This window comes from Janthinobacterium breve (assembly GCF_051380895.1).
GTDB lineage: Bacteria > Pseudomonadota > Gammaproteobacteria > Burkholderiales > Burkholderiaceae_D > Janthinobacterium.
In genome coordinates, this window is sequence record NZ_JBNYXY010000001.1 from 324,471 (window position 1) to 341,426 (window position 16,956).

Sequence of the window (16,956 nt, forward strand, 5' to 3'; positions counted from 1 at the left end):
TACAACCCTGGTTTTTCACAAAAACTATCCACCTTGCGGAAAATGAAACACAATACAGACTTCAGATGTCCTGATGTTGCAAGCATAGGAAGTGCACCATGCGTATTTTACTTGCCGAAGATGACAGCGTGCTGGCCGATGGCCTGACCCGCTCGCTGCGCCAGTCCGGTTATGCGATCGACTACGTCAAGACGGGCCAAGAGGCCGATACGGCCCTGTCCACCCAGGAATTCGACCTGCTGATCCTCGACCTGGGCCTGCCGAAGATGTCCGGCCTGGAAGTGCTGCGCCGCCTGCGCGCGCGCGCCTCGCTGCTGCCGGTACTGATACTGACGGCCGCCGATTCCATCGAACAACGCGTGAATGGCCTCGACCTGGGTGCCGATGATTATATGGCCAAGCCGTTCGCCCTGTCGGAACTGGAGGCAAGAGTGCGCGCCCTGACGCGCCGCGGCGCAGGCGGCGGCGCCACCGTCATCAAGCACGGCCCCCTCAGCTACGATCAGGTGGGGCGCAGCGCCTACATCAACGACCAGATGCTCGACCTGTCGGCGCGCGAACTGGGCTTGCTGGAAATCCTGCTGGGCCGCACCGGCCGCCTCGTCTCGAAAGAGCAACTGGTCGACCACCTGTGCGAATGGGGCGAAGAAGTGTCGAACAACGCCATCGAAGTGTATGTGCACCGTTTGCGCAAGAAGATCGAGGTGGGCGGCGTGCGCATCGCCACCGTGCGCGGCCTCGGCTATTGCCTGGAAAAATACTCGGAAGCGGCGCGCCTGAACGCCGAAGCGGGCGAGGCGGCAGGCCCGGCCAGCGGACCCGCCACAAAGTGAAGGCGCGCGAGGCGCCAGCGGACGAGGCGGACGAAGACGACTGGTTCGAGCCGCCCACCACGGAGCAGGATGACACCATCGAGCATTCGCTGTTCGGCGAAATCCTCGACTGGATGCTGGCGCCCTTGCTGCTACTGTGGCCGATGAGCATCGCCATCACCTATCTGGTGGCCAAGGGCATCGCCAATCAACCGTTCGACCATGCGCTGGAAGACAGCGTGACGGTGCTGACGCAACAGGTCAAGCAGGCCGACGGCGCGATGCTGCGCCGAGTGCCGGACAAGAACAGCAGTAACAAGGGCCGTGACTTCCTGCGCGGCGACGATGTCGACACCCTGTATTACCTGGTGGTGGGCGGGCACGGCGAATACCTCGACGGCGACCGCGACTTGCCGCCGCCGCAAGACCCCGACAAATACCGCAGCGGCATGGTGCTGTTTCGCAACGACACCATCCACGGCACGCCCGTGCGCGTGGCGTTCAGCTATCTCGACATGCCGTCCAGCACCGACGACGAACCGCGCCGCACGCTGGTGCAAGTGGCCGAGACGCTGGAAAAGCGCGCCCAGCTGGCCAATGAAATCATCAAGGGCGTGATCTTGCCGCAGTTCATCATCCTGCCCGTGATCCTGGCCCTGGTCTGGTTTGCCCTGGCGCGCGGCCTGTCGCCGCTGGCGCAATTGCAGGAGCGCATACGCGCGCGGCCGCCCGACGACCTCTCCCCCATCGAATCGGGCCAGGTGCCCGAGGAAATCACGCCACTGGTCGGTTCGCTCAACGAGATGCTCGCGCGGCTATCGCTGTCGATCGACATGCAGAAACGCTTCATCGCCGATGCCGCGCACCAGATGAAGACGCCGCTGGCCGGCATGCGCATGCAATCCGAACTGGCCCTGCGCCAGACCGACCACGACGAGATTCACCGCTCGCTGCTGCAACTGGCGAAAAGTTCGGAAGCGGCCACGCGCCTGGTCAACCAGTTGCTGGCCCTGGCGCGCGCGGAAAACCAGCCGCAGGCAGGCACGGCGTTCGAACCGATCGAGCTCAGCGAACTGGCGCGCGGCGTGGTGCAGGACTGGGTGCAAGCCTCGTTTGCCCAGCATATCGACCTGGGCTTCGAACAGCCTGCATACTCGATCATGATTTCCGGCAATGCCATGATGCTGCGTGAACTGCTGAGTAATCTGATCGACAATGCCCTGCGCTACACGCCGCTTGGGGGCAGCGTCACGGTACGCGTGCGCAGCACCCTGGAACTGGCCATCCTGGAAGTGGAAGATACGGGCCCCGGCATACCGCCGGCCGAGCGGTCGCACGTGTTCGAACGCTTTTACCGTATTCTCGGCAGCAATGTCGACGGCAGCGGACTGGGCCTGGCCATCGTGCGTGAAATTGCTCAGCAACATGGCGCCGAAGTCGACATTTTTAACAATCCGCGCGCGCACTCGCCGAAGCTGCCGGGCACCCTGCTGCGCCTGAGCATTGCCCTGCTGTTGCCGGACGCGCCAGAAGAGGATCACATCACGTATGGATAAGCCGAGCCCAACCGCTCCCCCGGCACGGCCGGCGCGCACCCCCAGCCCCGAATTGCAGGCGCGCCTCGATGTCCACTGGCACAAGACGCGGCGCCTGACGGCCATCCTGCTGCTGATCTGGCTGCTGACGGGCTTTCTGACCGTGTTTTATGCGCGCGAACTGTTGCATCTGAATCTGTTCGGCTGGCCGCTGCCCTTCTACATGGCGGCCCAGGGCGCCTCGCTGGTCTACCTGGCCATCATCGCTTTCTATGCCTGGCGCATGCGGCGTCTGGACCGGGCTTTTCATGCCAAGGAGAAAGTATGAGCGGCCAGCGCAGCTTCTTTGCCCGGCTGAGCCGCTACTACCTGCTGTTTACCGCCGGTTTCGCCGCCTTCCTGCTGGCGCTGGCGGTGCTGGAACAGGAAGGCATGCCGCGCGCGTGGATCGGCTACCTGTTCATGCTGGTCACCATCACGCTGTACGCCACCATCGGCGTCATCAGCCGCACCTCGAATGTCACCGAATACTATGTGGCAGGGCGCCGGGTGCCGGCCATGTTCAACGGCATGGCCACGGCTGCCGACTGGATTTCGGCCGCCAGCTTCATCAGCCTGGCCGGGGGCCTGTACCTGAACGGCTTCGACGGCCTGGCCTTCATCATGGGCTGGACGGGCGGCTATTGCCTGGTGGCGTTATTGATCGCCCCCTATTTGCGCAAGTTCAGCCAGTACACGATTCCCGATTTCCTCGCCGCCCGCTACGGCAGCGGCACCGACAAGCGGGGCGCCAGCGTGCGCGTGGTGGCCGTGGCCGCCACCATCATCGTGTCGTTTACGTATGTGGTGGCGCAGATCTATGCCGTCGGCCTGATCGCCTCGCGTTTCACGGGCGTGGATTTTTCCGTCGGCATCTTCCTGGGCCTGGCCAGCATCCTGGTCTGCTCCTTTCTTGGCGGCATGCGCGCCATCACCTGGACGCAGGTGGCGCAGTACATCATCATCCTGGTCGCCTTCCTGATTCCCGCCATATGGCTGTCGGTCAAGCATGCGGACAATCCCGTACCGCAGATCGCTTACGGCAAGGTGTTGCCGCAACTGAGCGCGCGCGAACACGTGCTGGAAACGGATCCGAAAGAAAACGAAGTGCGCGCCATCTTCCGCCAGCGCGCGCAAAGCTACCAGGCGCGCATCGCCGGCTTGCCCGGCTCCTGGGAGCAAGGCCGCCTGGCGGCCCAGCGCCAGCTCGATAGCTTGCGCCAGCGCAATACCTCGCTATTCGATATCCGCAACGCGGAGCGCTACCTGATTGCCTATCCGAAAAACCCGGACGAGGCACGCGTGCTGTGGCAGGCGGCGCAGGCGCAGAATCAGAAACGCGCCGAACCGATCATTCCGCACGCCCAGCCGTTTCCCGCCGCCGACCGCGAACAGTCCGACATCAAGCGCAACAATTTCCTGGCCCTCGTGTTTTGCATGATGCTGGGCACGGCCGCCCTGCCGCATATCCTGATGCGATCCTACACCACGCCGTCCGTGCACGAAACGCGCGTGTCCGTCTTCTGGACCCTGTTTTTCATCTTGTTGATCTACCTCACGATTCCCGCGCTGGCGGTGCTGGTCAAGTACGATATTTACTCGGCACTGGTCGGCACGCAATACACGAACCTGCCCACCTGGGTGTCGTACTGGGCCAATGTGGACAAGCTCAGTCCCCTGATCAGCATCGTTGACGTCAACCGCGACGGCATCGTGCAACTGGCGGAAATTTCCATCGACGCCGACGTGCTGGTGCTGGCCACGCCCGAGATCGCCGGTCTGCCTTATGTGATTTCGGGACTGGTGGCGGCCGGAGGCCTGGCCGCCGCGCTGTCGACGGCGGACGGTTTGCTGCTGGCCATTTCAAATGCACTGTCGCACGACATCTATTACAAGGTGGTCGATCCCAGCGCCTCGACGCAAAAGCGCGTGACGATTTCAAAATTGCTGCTGCTGGCCGTGGCCTTCATCGCCGCCTATGCGGCCTCGCAAAAGCCGGCCGATATCCTGTCGCTGGTGGGCGTGGCTTTTTCCCTCGCCGCCTCGACCCTGTTCCCGCCGCTGGTGCTGGGCGTATTCTGGCAGCGCGCCAATTACCAGGGGGCGCTGGCCGGCATGCTGGCCGGCTTTGGCGTGTGCCTGTATTACATGCTGCACACCAGCACCATGTTGGGCGGCAATGCTAGCGGTCAATGGATGCATATCGCGCCCATTTCCGCCGGCATCTTCGGCGTGCCGGCAGGCCTGGCCGCCGCCATCCTGGTCAGCTGGCTGACACCGGCGCCGGGGCGGCGCAGCATTGGGTTGGTCAAGCATATCCGCGCACCGGAATAAAAGCGCATCAAGGCCGTGGGGTGACGTGGAGAAACTCATCGACAAAAATATCGGAAAAGACAGCGCCCCGGCAAAAAAGGAGTAGGCTGGGGGGCCGTTCCACTACGAGGAGACCTCATGCCGTCTGGAAAAATTCTTGTTGCCCAGGGAGGCGGCCCCACCGCCGTCATTAACCAGTCGCTGGTGGGCGTGGTGCTCGAATCGCGCCGCTTCCAGCACGTCACGCGCGTGTATGGCGCGCTGCACGGCGTGCGCGGCATCGTCAATGAGGAATTCGTTGATCTGACGCAGGAAACCAGCCACAACCTGGAACTGGTGGCCGCCACGCCGTCCTCGGCGCTCGGCTCCACGCGCGACAAGCCCGATATTGCCTACTGCCAGCAAATCTTCGAAGTGCTGCGCGCGCACGAGATCGAACACTTCTTTTATATCGGCGGCAATGACTCGTCCGACACGGTGCGCATCGTCAGCGAGGAAGCGCACAAGGCCGGTTATCCGCTACGCTGCATCCACATCCCGAAAACCATCGACAACGACCTGGTCGGCAGCGACCACACACCCGGCTTTCCCTCTGCCGCGCGCTTCGTCGCGCAAGCATTCGCCGGCGCCAACCTCGACAACGCGGCCTTGCCCGGCGTGTACGTGGGCGTGGTGATGGGCCGCCACGCAGGCTTTTTGACAGCCGCCTCGGCGCTGGGCAAGAAGTTCCCCGACGATGGCCCGCACCTGATCTACCTGCCCGAACGCGTCTTCGTGCTGGAGCAATTCCTGGCCGACGTGAAAGCCACGTATGAAAAATACGGCCGCTGCGTGATCGCCGTCTCGGAAGGCATCCACGATGCATCGGGCGAGCCCATCGCCAGCCTGCTGGCCAAGCAGGTGGGCAATGAGGTGGAACGCGATGCGCACGGCAATGTGCAATTGTCGGGCACGGGTGCGCTGGCCGACCTGCTGTGCGACGAAATCAAGGCAAAACTCGGCATCAAGCGCGTGCGCGGCGATACCTTCGGCTATCTGCAGCGCTCCTTCATCGGCTGCGTCTCTGACATCGATCAACGCGAAGCCCGGGAAGTGGGTGAGAAGGCCGTGCAGTTCGCCATGTGGGGCGACCGCGATGGGTCCGTCGCCATCAAGCGCACGGGGTTTTATTCCGTCGACTACGAGCTGCTGCCCCTGACGGACGTGGCGGGCAAGACGCGCACCATGGAAGACGAATTCATCAGCGCCAGCGGCACGGACGTGACCGATGCCTTCAGGCTGTATCTGCGCCCGCTGCTGGGCTCGGGCATGCCCGATGCGTTCCGCCTGCGGGCCGCCAAAGTGGCGAAGGTGTTGAAACCCTAGCGGGACTCCGCCAGCAATAGCGGCCGCAACTTGACGGCCGCTTCCTTCAACTGCGGCACGTGCTGCAGCAGCTGCTCCACGGATTTGCGCGCCACGGGCGCGTGGCAGGCGACGGCCGCCACGATGCGTCCGTCGGCGGCGCAGATGGGCACGGCCACGGCCACCATGCCGTGCACGAATTCCTCGTCGTCAATACCGATGCCCAGCCGGGCGATACGCACGATCTCGCGCTCCAGCAGCACGGGGTCCGCGATGCTTTTCGGCGTGCGCGCCTCCAGACTCAGCATGGCCAGCAATGCGCGCCGCTCCAGCAAATTCATGTGCGCCAAAAACAGCTTGCCGCTGGCCGTGCAATGCATGGGCGCGCGCGACCCCAGCACCAGATGCAGGCGCAGCGGTTCCTGCGTTTCCACCCGGTCCACATACACGATCGCATTGCCCTCGGGAATGGCCAGGTTGCAGGTCTCGCCCGTGGCCGCCACCAGGCTGCCCAGGATGCTGCGGCTCACGCGGATCAGGGCATTGTTGCGCAAGGTGGCCAGGGCCAGGTTGGTGGACGCCGCACCGGGCACGTAGCCGCGTCCCACGGGCGTGCGCAGCACGTAGCCATGTTGCTCCAGCGTATCGAGCAGGCGCATCATGCTGGCCTTGGGCACCTGCATGCGCGCCGCCAGCTGCGACAGGGTCAGGGGCTGGCTGGCGCTGGCCAGGTGCTCGATCAGGCGCAATACGCGCAAGCCCCGTGCCTCGTCGCCATGGCTTGCCGCCGCGCCGGCAGCCACTGCGCCACCGGCCGCCCCAGCTTCTCCGGCATCGGCCTGCCGTTTTTGAAACGCATCATGCATGTTCTGTTTCACCTCTCGCGTATGCGGGTGTTTCCGCTTGTCCCGGCGCTGCACGTCTTTTATAAATGGAACCAGACGTTCCAAAAAATCAAATAAAAGATCAGTGTATCGCAAAAATCGCCCGCAAAGGCAAGCGATACCGCAAACGCAGGAGACAAGGGCAATGTCACAAACACACTACGATTACATCGTCGTCGGCGCCGGTTCGGCCGGCTGCGTGCTGGCCAACCGCCTGTCGCACGACAGCGCCAACAGCGTGTTGCTGCTGGAAGCGGGCGGCAAGGACAACAATCCATGGATACACGTGCCGGTCGGCTATTTCAAGACCCTGCACGATCCCAGGCTGGACTGGTGCTACCGCACGGAGGCCGATGCCGGCATCGCCGGGCGCCAGCTGCAATGGCCGCGCGGCAAGGTGCTGGGCGGTTCCAGCTCGCTCAACGGCTTGCTGTATGTACGGGGCCAGAAAGAGGACTACGACCGCTGGGCCGAACTGGGCAACGCAGGCTGGAGCTATGCCGAGGTGCTGCCCTACTTTAAAAAATCGGAAGACCAGGAACGCGGCGCCAGCGACTACCACGGCGTGGGCGGACCATTAAAGGTGTCGGACCTGCGCCTGCGCCGCCCCATCGCAGAACACTTTATTGCCGGCGCCACGGAAAGCGGCATCCCTTTCAATGCCGACTACAACGGCGCCACGCAAGAAGGCGTAGGCTACTTCCAGCAAACGGCCAGCAAGGGCTTGCGCTGCAGCACGGCGAAAGCCTTTTTGCGCCCGGCCCGCAAGCGCGCCAACCTGCGCGTGGAAGTGCGCGCGCAAATCACACGCGTGCTGTTCGAAGGCAAGCGCGCCGTCGGCATCGAGTTCCGGCAGGATGGCCAGCTGCGCCAGGCGCGCGCCAGCGGCGAAGTGATTTTATGTGCGGGCGCCATCGGCTCGCCGCAAATCCTGCAATGCTCGGGCGTGGGGCCGCGCGCGCTGCTCGATGACGTGGGCGTGCCGCTGGTGCACGACTTGCCCGGCGTGGGGCAGAACCTGCAAGACCATTTGCAAATCCGCCTCGTCTTCAAGACCCGGCTGAAAACCCTGAACGATGAAGTCAACAGTCTGTGGGGCAAGCTGTGGGTGGGCATGCAGTATGTGTTTTCCCGCTCCGGACCGTTGACGTTGGCGGCCAGCCAGGTGACGGTGTTTACCAAATCCTCGCCCGAGGTGGAGCGGCCCGACATCCAGTTCCATATGCAGCCACTGAGCGCCGACAAACCGGGCGAAGGCGCGCATCCGTTTTCCGCCTTTACCTCGTCCGTGTGCCAGTTGCGCCCGCACAGCCGCGGCCACGTGTCGATCAAGTCCGCCGATCCCCTTGTCTACCCGGGCATCTACCCGAACTACCTGTCCGACCCGCGCGACCAGCAGACGGCGATTGCCGCCCTGCGCGTGGCGCGCCGGATCGCCGCCGCCCCGTCGCTGGCGCCGCACATTATTTCCGAGTTCGTGCCCGGTCCGCAGTTCCAGACGGATGCGCAGCTGCTGGACGCGGCGCGCCGCTTCAGCCAGTCCATCTACCACCCCAGCGGCACCTGCAAGATGGGGCATGACGCCATGGCCGTCGTCGACGAGCGCCTGCGCGTGCACGGCTTGCAAAACCTGCGCGTGGTCGACGCGTCGATCATGCCGGAAATCGTCTCGGGCAATACCAACGCGCCCACCATCATGATCGCCGAAAAAGCCGCCGACATGATCCTGGCGGACGCCGTGCGCCTGCCGCAAGCGGCCTGACCCGCCTTTTTCATTCCAATTCCTGCAAGGAGGATGCCAGCGGCGGGCAAACGGCCCCGCTCCCAATGACTGGGCGACAAGCCTAGCATCACAAAAAAACACATAATCGATATCGATTGGAGACTAGATATTATGGATAACAATCCGAGCAATCCGAAAAAAGCCAAAGAGCTACGGAAAGTCGTGATGGCCAGCGTGATCGGCGCCACCATCGAATGGTATGACTTCTTCCTGTACGGCGTGGTCGCCGGCATCGTATTCAGCAAGCTGTATTTCCCGGGCGGCGATCCGCTCGTCTCGACCATGCTGGCCTACGGCACCTTCGCCGTGGGCTTTTTGTCGCGCCCCATCGGCGGCGTGATCTTCGGCCACTTCGGCGACAAGATCGGCCGCAAGAGCATGCTGGTGATGACCCTGATGATCATGGGGATCTCCACCTTCCTGATCGGCGTGCTGCCGACCTATGAGCACATCGGCTACTGGGCGCCCGGCCTGCTGCTGTTCCTGCGCGTGCTGCAGGGCATCGGCCTCGGTGGCGAATGGGGCGGCGCCGTGCTGATGGCGTATGAGTATGCGCCGCCGAAAGAGCGCGGCTTCTATGCCAGCCTGCCGCAAATCGGTCTGGCCATCGGCCTGTGCCTCGCTTCCGGCGTGGTGGCGATCCTGTCGTACACCCTGACGGATGCGCAGTTCCTGTCCTGGGGCTGGCGCGTGGCCTTCATCCTGTCGGCCGCCCTCGTCTTCATCGGCATGTGGATACGCCTGAACGTCATGGAGACGCCGGAATTCCAGGCTGTGAAAGAGAAGAACGCGGAGACGCAGATTCCGTTTTTCGACCTGCTGAAGCGCTATCCGGGCAATGTCTTGAAGGGCATGGGCGCGCGCTATATCGACGGCGTCTTCTTCAATATCTTCGGCGTGTTTTCCATCACCTATCTGACCAACACCATCAAGATCGCCCGCACGGAAGCGCTGATGGGCGTGATGGCGTCGGCCGTCGTGATGTGCTTTTGCATCCCCTTCTTCGGCCAGCTGTCGGACCGCATCGGCCGCAGCAAGGTGTTCTTCTGGGGGGCATTGATCACGGGCGTGTCGTCCATTCCCGCCTTCTGGATCATGCTCCATCACGCCGACAATCCGCTGCTGCTGTGGTGTTCCGTGATCATCCCGCTGGGCGTGCTGTATTCGGCCGTGTACGGCCCGGAAGCGGCCCTGTTCTGCGACCTGTTCGACGCCAAGGTGCGCTACACGGGCATCTCCTTCGTGTACCAGTTCTCCGGCATCTTCGCCAGCGGCCTGACGCCCATCATCGCCACCTACCTGCTCAAAACGGGCAATGGCGAGCCGTGGCACATCGTCGGCTACATCCTGTTCGCCTCCCTCGTCTCGGCCGTCAGCGTGGCCATGATCGGCAAGGGCGGCTCGCAATCGGACGGCTGCATGAAGCCGGCGCACGCAAGGTAAGACCTCTGGACGTAAAAAAGGCAGGCCTCTTGCGAGTGCCTGCCTTTTCTATGCGTACTAAAACTTAGATCACGATGGTCTGGTGCTCATCACCCACGCGGGCGCGGATGCTGCCGATGCGCGAAACGCTTTCGCCGGCCGCTTGCAATTGCGCGATGGCGGCGTCCGCGTTTTCCTGCGAGACGATGACGGTCATGCCGATGCCGCAGTTGAAGACGCGGTGCATCTCGGCGTCAGCCACGCCGCCGTGCTGTTGCAGCCACGTGAACAGCGGTGGCATGGTCCATGCCTTCGAGTCCAGCTCGGCCACCAGGCCAGGCTGCAACACGCGCGGGATGTTTTCCACCAGGCCGCCACCGGTGATGTGCACCATGCCCTTGACTTCCATGGCGTCCATCAGCGCCAGCAGCGGCTTGACGTAGATGCGCGTCGGCTGCATCAGCACGTCGGCCAGCTTGCGGCCGTGGAAGTCGCCTTCCAGGTCCGGTTTTGCCACTTCGATGATCTTGCGCACCAGCGAGTAACCGTTCGAGTGCACGCCCGACGAGGCCAGGCCCAGCACCACGTCGCCCGGGGCGATCTTGGTGCCGTCGATGATTTTCGATTTTTCCACGGCGCCGACGGCAAAACCTGCCAGGTCGTATTCGCCGGCCGGGTACATGCTGGGCATTTCCGCCGTTTCGCCGCCGATCAGCGCGCAACCGGCTTGTTCGCAACCCTGGGCAATGCCCTTGATGACGTCGGTGGCGATCGCCACGTCCAGCTTGCCGCAAGCGAAGTAGTCGAGGAAGAACAGCGGCTCGGCGCCTTGCACCAGGATGTCGTTGACGCTCATGGCGACCAGGTCGATGCCGACCGTGTCATGGCGGTTCAGTTCAAACGCCAGGCGCAATTTGGTGCCCACACCGTCGGTGCCCGAGACCAGCACCGGTTCCTTGTACTTCTTGCTGATTTCAAACATGGCGCCAAAACCGCCCAGGCCGCCCATCACGCCTTCGCGCAGGGTGCGCTTGGCAAACGGCTTGATTGCTTCGACTAAAGCGTCACCTGCGTCGATATCGACGCCAGCGTCACGGTAGGAAAGGGAAACATTAGAAGTCTGGTTCATGGTGTGGTGGCAGCGGAGGCGGTAAAATAGAAGGCGGATACCCGCCGGCACGCGCGCGCAAGCATGTTTTTCAACATCGTGCGCCAGGGCGCCAGCGGGTGAATTCGGTCGATCAATACGCTATTTTATCAAACTGCCCCGCCATTTCGTAATTAACTGCCTTTTTTTAACGCAACAGCACAAACTACATGCCATTCGCCATCACCGCAGAACAGAAGCAAACAGCATTTTGGATCGCGGTCTGGCTGGCATTCCTGCTGCTGCTCGTCAGCCTGGGCCCCATCCTGACGCCCTTCCTGGCCGCCGCCATCCTCGCCTACGTGCTCAATCCTGGCGTGGACCGATTGCAACGCCTGCACTACAAGCGCTTTTACTTGCCGCGGCCGCTGGCCGTGCTGGTCGTCGTGGTGTTGTTTTTCCTCGCCATTACAGCGTTGGTGCTGATCGTCGTGCCGGTATTGCAAAAGGAAATCCCCCTGCTGCAGGCGCAGATCCCGCAATTCCTGAATAAGGCGAATGATTTCCTGGCGCCAAAACTGCGCGACCTGGGCATCCGGGTGCGCCTGGACGGCACGGGCATCAAACGCATGCTGAGCCAGCAAATGGCCACCAGCGGCGATGAAATCTGGAGCACCGTGCTGGCCTCGGCGCGCATCGGCGGCACGGCCGTGCTGGGCTGGCTGGCCACCGTCGTGCTGATTCCCGTGGTGCTGTTCTACCTGTTGCTGGATTGGCATCCGATGCTGGCGCGCATCGCCGGCGCCGTACCGCGCCGCTGGGTGGGCCGCACGGTGGGCATGGCGCAGGAAGTCGATACCCTGCTGGCGCAATACCTGCGCGGCCAGTTGCTCGTCATGCTGGTGCTGGCCACGTATTACTCGGTGGCGCTGGCCATCGCCGGTTTTGAAGTCGCATTGCCTGTCGGCATTATTACGGGGCTGCTGGTGTTCATCCCCTACCTGGGCTTCGGACTGGGACTGATGCTGGCCCTGATCGCCGCCCTGCTGCAATTTGCCGACTGGAGCGGCGTCATCGCCGTGGCCGTCATTTACGGCTGCGGCCAGGTCATCGAGGGCTTTTTCCTCACGCCGCGCCTGGTGGGCGAGCGCATCGGCCTGAACCCGCTGGCCGTTATCTTCGCCTTATTGGCATTCGGACAATTGTTTGGTTTCGTCGGCGTTTTGCTCGCTTTACCCGCTTCTGCCGTCCTGATGGTCGCTTTTAAGCATCTAAGACGCCACTACCTCTCCAGCAGCTTCTATAATGTATGACAAGGTGACTGACATAAGCTACTGCGCGTCGCGCTTTGCGGCCGGCGATGCTCACTGTGCACCAGCACAGTTGCGCTTCTCGGCCACAAATCGCTGCCGCTCGCTACGCTTCTGTCAGGCACCCGATACAGCTACAATGTGAAACCAACAACAGCGACGACGACGCATACGCAGTAATGAAAAACAGGACAAGGCGTACGCCATGAAACAACTGGTGCTCGATTTAGGCACAGACCAGGCGCACAGCCTCGATACCTTCGAGGTGGGACAGAATGCCGAAGTGGCGCAGCTGATGCGCCAGTTCGCCGCGCGCACCTCGCGCGAACATTTTGCCTATCTGTGGGGCGAACTGGCCGCCGGCAAGAGCCATCTGCTCAAGGCCCTGGCCAGCACCGAGCGCGCGCGCTATATTTCGCCGTTCTCGATCGAGTCCGAATTCGTGTATTCGCCTGACGTGGACCTGTACCTGCTCGACGACTGTGAAAAACTCTCGCCGCTGGCGCAGATCGATGCCTTTGCCCTGTTCAATGAAATCCGCGCCAACAAAGCCTACATGGTGTGCAGCGGCGCCGTGCCGCCGGCCGTGCTGCCCGTGCGCGAAGACTTGCGCACGCGCATGGGCTGGGGTCTGATCTATCAAATCCACGGCTTGACCGACGATGAAAAAATCGCCGCCCTGACCCAAGCGGCCACCACCCGCGGCTTGACCTTATCTCCGGGCGTGTTACCCTATCTGCTGTCCCATTTCCGGCGCGACATGCGTTCGCTGTCGACGATGCTGGACTCTCTCGACCTCTACTCCCTGGAAACCCAACGCCCGATCACCTTGCCATTGTTGCGCGAGTTGCTGCAGGCGGAAGCGAAAGAATGATGAATCTGGCCCTGTTTGACCTCGACCACACCCTGCTGCCCATCGACTCGGATCACGAGTGGGGCGAATTCCTGGTACGCATCGGTGCCGTGGACGCCGCCGAATTCACCCGCCGCAACGACGAATTTTTCGCGCAATACCAGGCCGGCACCCTGGACCCGGTGGAATACCTGGAATTTTCCCTCGGCACGCTGGCGCAGTTTCCACGCGAACGCCTGGAAGCGCTGCACCGGCAATTCATGGCCGAAGTGGTCTTGCCGGCGATCCGCCCCGAAGTCGTGGCCTTGCTCAAGCAGCACCAGGATGCGGGCGATTTGCTGGCCATCGTCACGGCCACCAACCATTTCATCACCAAGCCCATCGCAGATGCGCTGGGTGTCGAGCACCTGCTGGCCGCCATGCCCGAATACGACGCCGAAGGCAATGTCACTGGCAAGCTACTGGGCACGCCGACACTGGGCGCGGGCAAGCTGACCCACACCCACGCCTGGCTGGAAAAGATGGGCAAGGAGCTGGGGCAGTTCGAGCGCAGCTACTTTTACAGCGATTCACACAACGACATTCCCTTGCTGTCCGTCGTTACCCACCCTGTCGCGACCAATCCCAACACCGCTTTGAGCGCACACGCATCCCTCCACGGCTGGCCATCACTCCACTTATTCAATGATTAAAAAATTCATCCGCAAGATCCTCGGCGTTAAAAAAGAGGCAGCGCGCGACACCACGGCACCCATCGTGCTCGGTCCCGCGCAACACGGAATCGACCCGAAACTGGTGTCGTCGAATGCCATCCGCGTCACCAGCAGCCTGCAGGAAGCGGGCTTCGAAGCTTTTGTCGTCGGCGGCGCCGTGCGCGACCTGCTGCTGGGCGTGAAGCCGAAAGACTTCGACATCGCCACCAACGCCACACCGGAACAGGTCAAGCGCCTGTTCCGCCGCGCCTTCATCATCGGCAAGCGATTCCAGATCGTGCATGTGATGTTCGGCCAGGATTTGCTGGAAGTGACGACCTTCCGCGGCGCCGGTGCCGACTCCGCGCCCAAGGATGAACATGGCCGCGTCCTGCGCGACAACACCTTCGGTCTGCAGCACGAAGATGCGCTGCGCCGCGACTTCACCATCAACGCCATGTACTACAACCCGGCCACGCAGGAAGTGCTCGATTACCACGGCGGTGTGGAAGACATCCGCGCCAAGACCTTGCGCATGATCGGCAAGCCGGAAGAGCGCTACCGCGAAGACCCCGTGCGCATGCTGCGCGTGGTGCGCTTCGCCGCCAAGCTGAAATTCACCATCGAGCCGCACACGGCCGCGCCGATTCCCATCATGGCGCCGCTGATCAACAACGTGCCGGCGCCGCGCGTGTTCGACGAAATGCTGAAACTGCTGATGAGCGGCCACGCGCTGGCCTGCCTGCAGCAGCTGCGCAAGGAAGGCTTGCATCACGGCTTGCTGCCGCTGCTCGACGTGGTGCTGGAACAGCCGCTGGGCGCGAAATTCGTCACCCTGGCGCTGGACGCCACGGATCAACGCATCGCCGCCGGCAAGACCGTATCGCCGGGCTTTCTGTTTGCCTCGCTGCTGTGGCACCAGGTACTGGAAAAATGGACGGCCTACCGCGCCGCCGGCGAGTCGACCATCCCCGCGCTGCACCTGGCGGCCGACGACGTGCTTGATTCGCAAACGGAAAAACTGGCGCTGCAGCGCAAGATCGGCTCCGACATGCGCGACATCTGGTCGATGCAGCCCCGCTTCGAGCGCCGCGTGGGCAAGGCGCCGCATAAACTGCTGGAACACCTGCGCTTCCGCGCCGGCTACGACTTCCTGCTGCTGCGCTGCGCCTCGGGCGAGATCGACATGGAGATCGGCGAATGGTGGACGGCCTTTTATGAGGGCGACGAGGAAACGCGCGAAGCGCTGCTCGTCAGGGCGAATGCAGCACCGGGCGCCGTCAAGAAGAAGCGTCCGCCACGCCGCAGCACGCGCAGCAAGACCGGCACGGGCGGCAGCAACACCACGGGCAGCACCGGCGACGAATAATGGACGCACTTCCACCGGTCACCGCCTACATCGGCATCGGTGCCAACCTGGGCGATGCGCGCGCGAATGTACAGGATGCCATTACGCGCCTGGCGCGCCTGCCCGGGGCCAGCTTGCTGGACGCCTCGGCCAGCTACCGCACGGCGCCCATAGCTTCCAGCGGTGACGACTACATCAACGCGGTGGCGCGCATCACGACCACCCTGCCGGCCGAAGAGCTGCTGCTGGCCCTGCACGCCATCGAGGCGGCGCACGGGCGCGAACGGCCCTACCGCAACGCCCCGCGCACCCTCGACCTGGACCTGCTGCTGTACGGCGACGCGCAGATCGCCAGCGCCACCCTGACGGTGCCGCATCCACGCCTGACCGAACGGGCCTTCGTGCTGGTACCGCTGCTGGCCTTGGCGCCCGCCATCGTCGTGCCCGGACTCGGGCCCGCGCAGGACTACCTGGCAAGCGTCACTGACCAGGCCATCAGCCAGCTCTGACCCCAGCTCTGCCCCATCTCGCTCCCATCCTCTACAATGCCGCTCCTGCAGCGCGCCGCATAAAGTACTACACTAGCGGCGTCGTACCCCTTTCACTCTAGAGAATACCTATGTCCGCTTATTTGCAAGGAACAGATCTGGCCGCAAAAGACAAGGCCGCCACACCGGCGCCGACGCCATCCAAGCCTGTCGCCAACAAGGCCGTGACCATCCACACGCTGGCCACGCTGCGCGCCGCCCGTGAAAAGATCACCATGCTGACCTGCTATGACGCCAGCTTCGCGTCCCTGATGGACCGCTGCGGCGTGGAGATCCTGCTGATCGGCGATTCGCTCGGCATGGTCTGCAACGGCCACAACTCCACCCTGCCCGTCACCGTGGCCGAACTGGCCTATCACACGGCTTCCGTGGCGCGCGGCGCCAAGTCGGCCATGATCATGTCCGACCTGCCGTTCGGCGCATATGGCACGCCCGAAACAGCCTACGCGAATGCCGTCATCCTAATGCAGGCAGGCGCGCACATGATCAAGATCGAAGGCGGCGCCTGGCTGGCCGAGATCGTCCGTTTCCTCACCGAACGCGGCATCCCCGTCTGCGCCCACATCGGCCTGACGCCGCAATCGGTGCACCAACTGGGCGGCTATAAAGTGCAGGGCAAGAGCACGGAAAGCGCGGCGGAACTGAAGAACGATGCGCTGGTGCTGCAAAACGCGGGCGCCGCCATCGTACTGATGGAAGCCATGCCGTCGCAGCTGGGCAAGGAAGTGACGGACATGCTGACGATACCCACCATCGGCATCGGCGCCGGTCCCGACTGCTCGGGCCAGGTGCTGGTCATGCACGACATGTTGGGCGTGTTCCCAGGGCGCAAGGCGCGCTTCGTGCGCAACTTCATGGAAGGCGCGGCCAGCATCGACGACGCCGTCACCGGCTATGTGCAAGCCGTCAAGGATGGCAGCTTCCCGGCGCTGGAACACTGCTTCTGATGTGATTCCGCCTGTCGGCTTGCGCGCTGCGCGCCAGGC

The 16,956-nt window shown here is 63.1% G+C and carries 15 protein-coding genes; 13 read left to right on the plus strand and 2 right to left on the minus strand.

Annotation, left to right across the window (positions count from 1 at the left end):
- Positions 1 to 98: 98 nt before the first annotated feature.
- The 5 genes from ACQ4W0_RS01560 (at position 99) to ACQ4W0_RS01580 (ending at position 6,064) form a co-directional block, all read left to right on the plus strand.
- Positions 99 to 833: a response regulator gene (locus tag ACQ4W0_RS01560; protein WP_141170858.1), complete on the plus strand. Its 735-nt coding sequence runs from the start codon at positions 99 to 101 to the stop codon at positions 831 to 833.
- Positions 830 to 2,368: a sensor histidine kinase gene (locus ACQ4W0_RS01565; RefSeq protein WP_436575176.1), complete on the plus strand. Its 1,539-nt coding sequence runs from the start codon at positions 830 to 832 to the stop codon at positions 2,366 to 2,368. Before ACQ4W0_RS01560 ends, ACQ4W0_RS01565 begins: the two co-directional genes overlap by 4 nt.
- A complete protein-coding gene (locus ACQ4W0_RS01570) occupies positions 2,361 to 2,675 on the plus strand; it encodes a DUF4212 domain-containing protein (protein WP_436575177.1) in 315 nt (104 codons plus the stop codon). Before ACQ4W0_RS01565 ends, ACQ4W0_RS01570 begins: the two co-directional genes overlap by 8 nt.
- The gene (locus ACQ4W0_RS01575) at positions 2,672 to 4,720 is read left to right on the plus strand and encodes a sodium:solute symporter family protein (RefSeq protein ID WP_436575178.1); all 2,049 of its coding nucleotides are present in this window, start codon (positions 2,672 to 2,674) and stop codon (positions 4,718 to 4,720) included. Before ACQ4W0_RS01570 ends, ACQ4W0_RS01575 begins: the two co-directional genes overlap by 4 nt.
- A gap of 117 nt (positions 4,721 to 4,837) precedes the next feature.
- On the plus strand, positions 4,838 to 6,064 hold the full coding sequence (locus tag ACQ4W0_RS01580) for a 6-phosphofructokinase (RefSeq protein ID WP_436575179.1): 1,227 nt from the start codon (positions 4,838 to 4,840) through the stop codon (positions 6,062 to 6,064).
- Here ACQ4W0_RS01580 and ACQ4W0_RS01585 read toward each other — a convergent pair.
- The gene (locus ACQ4W0_RS01585) at positions 6,061 to 6,909 is read right to left on the minus strand and encodes an IclR family transcriptional regulator (RefSeq protein WP_436575180.1); all 849 of its coding nucleotides are present in this window, start codon (positions 6,907 to 6,909) and stop codon (positions 6,061 to 6,063) included. The genes ACQ4W0_RS01580 and ACQ4W0_RS01585 overlap by 4 nt on opposite strands.
- 163 nt (positions 6,910 to 7,072) lie before the next feature.
- Between ACQ4W0_RS01585 and ACQ4W0_RS01590 the strand changes: the two genes are divergently transcribed.
- Both ACQ4W0_RS01590 and ACQ4W0_RS01595 read left to right on the plus strand, forming a co-directional pair.
- Complete coding sequence (locus ACQ4W0_RS01590; RefSeq protein ID WP_436575181.1) at positions 7,073 to 8,689, plus strand: GMC family oxidoreductase; 1,617 nt, start codon at positions 7,073 to 7,075, stop codon at positions 8,687 to 8,689.
- Between the two features lie 132 nt (positions 8,690 to 8,821).
- Complete coding sequence (locus ACQ4W0_RS01595) at positions 8,822 to 10,153, plus strand: MFS transporter (protein ID WP_436575182.1); 1,332 nt, start codon at positions 8,822 to 8,824, stop codon at positions 10,151 to 10,153.
- Positions 10,154 to 10,217: 64 nt separating this feature from the next.
- On the opposite strand, the gene purM is transcribed toward ACQ4W0_RS01595, so the two are convergent.
- Positions 10,218 to 11,261: a phosphoribosylformylglycinamidine cyclo-ligase gene (purM, locus tag ACQ4W0_RS01600; RefSeq protein ID WP_436575183.1), complete on the minus strand. Its 1,044-nt coding sequence runs from the start codon at positions 11,259 to 11,261 to the stop codon at positions 10,218 to 10,220.
- A 188-nt stretch (positions 11,262 to 11,449) separates the two neighbouring features.
- Between purM and ACQ4W0_RS01605 the strand changes: the two genes are divergently transcribed.
- From ACQ4W0_RS01605 to panB, 6 genes are all read left to right on the plus strand, one after another.
- Positions 11,450 to 12,532, plus strand: a complete 1,083-nt coding sequence (locus ACQ4W0_RS01605) for an AI-2E family transporter (RefSeq protein ID WP_436575184.1) — start codon at positions 11,450 to 11,452, stop codon at positions 12,530 to 12,532.
- A 202-nt stretch (positions 12,533 to 12,734) separates the two neighbouring features.
- Positions 12,735 to 13,403: a DnaA regulatory inactivator Hda gene (gene hda / locus ACQ4W0_RS01610; RefSeq protein ID WP_034788687.1), complete on the plus strand. Its 669-nt coding sequence runs from the start codon at positions 12,735 to 12,737 to the stop codon at positions 13,401 to 13,403.
- Positions 13,403 to 14,074 carry a histidinol-phosphatase gene (locus tag ACQ4W0_RS01615; protein ID WP_436575390.1) on the plus strand — a complete coding sequence of 224 codons (672 nt, stop codon included), beginning with the start codon at positions 13,403 to 13,405 and terminating at the stop codon, positions 14,072 to 14,074. Before hda ends, ACQ4W0_RS01615 begins: the two co-directional genes overlap by 1 nt.
- A complete protein-coding gene (gene pcnB / locus ACQ4W0_RS01620; protein WP_436575185.1) occupies positions 14,067 to 15,443 on the plus strand; it encodes a polynucleotide adenylyltransferase PcnB in 1,377 nt (458 codons plus the stop codon). The genes ACQ4W0_RS01615 and pcnB overlap by 8 nt, the downstream gene beginning before the upstream one ends.
- Positions 15,443 to 15,931 carry a 2-amino-4-hydroxy-6-hydroxymethyldihydropteridine diphosphokinase gene (gene folK / locus ACQ4W0_RS01625; RefSeq protein ID WP_436575186.1) on the plus strand — a complete coding sequence of 163 codons (489 nt, stop codon included), beginning with the start codon at positions 15,443 to 15,445 and terminating at the stop codon, positions 15,929 to 15,931. The genes pcnB and folK overlap by 1 nt, the downstream gene beginning before the upstream one ends.
- Positions 15,932 to 16,041: 110 nt before the next feature.
- Positions 16,042 to 16,917, plus strand: coding sequence for a 3-methyl-2-oxobutanoate hydroxymethyltransferase (panB, locus tag ACQ4W0_RS01630; RefSeq protein WP_436575187.1), 876 nt, complete (start codon positions 16,042 to 16,044; stop codon positions 16,915 to 16,917).
- Positions 16,918 to 16,956: the final 39 nt, after the last annotated feature.

Bases quoted from the DNA above. Each gene is read 5' to 3' on its own strand.
- ACQ4W0_RS01560 (WP_141170858.1), top strand. From the start codon at position 99: ATGCGTATTTTACTTGCCGAAGATGACAGCGTGCTGGCCGATGGCCTG.
- ACQ4W0_RS01570 (WP_436575177.1), top strand. From the start codon at position 2,361: ATGGATAAGCCGAGCCCAACCGCTCCCCCGGCACGGCCGGCGCGCACC.
- ACQ4W0_RS01575 (WP_436575178.1), top strand. From the start codon at position 2,672: ATGAGCGGCCAGCGCAGCTTCTTTGCCCGGCTGAGCCGCTACTACCTG.
- ACQ4W0_RS01580 (WP_436575179.1), top strand. From the start codon at position 4,838: ATGCCGTCTGGAAAAATTCTTGTTGCCCAGGGAGGCGGCCCCACCGCC.
- ACQ4W0_RS01585 (WP_436575180.1), bottom strand. From the start codon at position 6,909: ATGCATGATGCGTTTCAAAAACGGCAGGCCGATGCCGGAGAAGCTGGG.
- ACQ4W0_RS01590 (WP_436575181.1), top strand. From the start codon at position 7,073: ATGTCACAAACACACTACGATTACATCGTCGTCGGCGCCGGTTCGGCC.
- ACQ4W0_RS01595 (WP_436575182.1), top strand. From the start codon at position 8,822: ATGGATAACAATCCGAGCAATCCGAAAAAAGCCAAAGAGCTACGGAAA.
- purM (WP_436575183.1), bottom strand. From the start codon at position 11,261: ATGAACCAGACTTCTAATGTTTCCCTTTCCTACCGTGACGCTGGCGTC.
- ACQ4W0_RS01605 (WP_436575184.1), top strand. From the start codon at position 11,450: ATGCCATTCGCCATCACCGCAGAACAGAAGCAAACAGCATTTTGGATC.
- hda (WP_034788687.1), top strand. From the start codon at position 12,735: ATGAAACAACTGGTGCTCGATTTAGGCACAGACCAGGCGCACAGCCTC.
- ACQ4W0_RS01615 (WP_436575390.1), top strand. From the start codon at position 13,403: ATGAATCTGGCCCTGTTTGACCTCGACCACACCCTGCTGCCCATCGAC.
- pcnB (WP_436575185.1), top strand. From the start codon at position 14,067: ATGATTAAAAAATTCATCCGCAAGATCCTCGGCGTTAAAAAAGAGGCA.
- folK (WP_436575186.1), top strand. From the start codon at position 15,443: ATGGACGCACTTCCACCGGTCACCGCCTACATCGGCATCGGTGCCAAC.
- panB (WP_436575187.1), top strand. From the start codon at position 16,042: ATGTCCGCTTATTTGCAAGGAACAGATCTGGCCGCAAAAGACAAGGCC.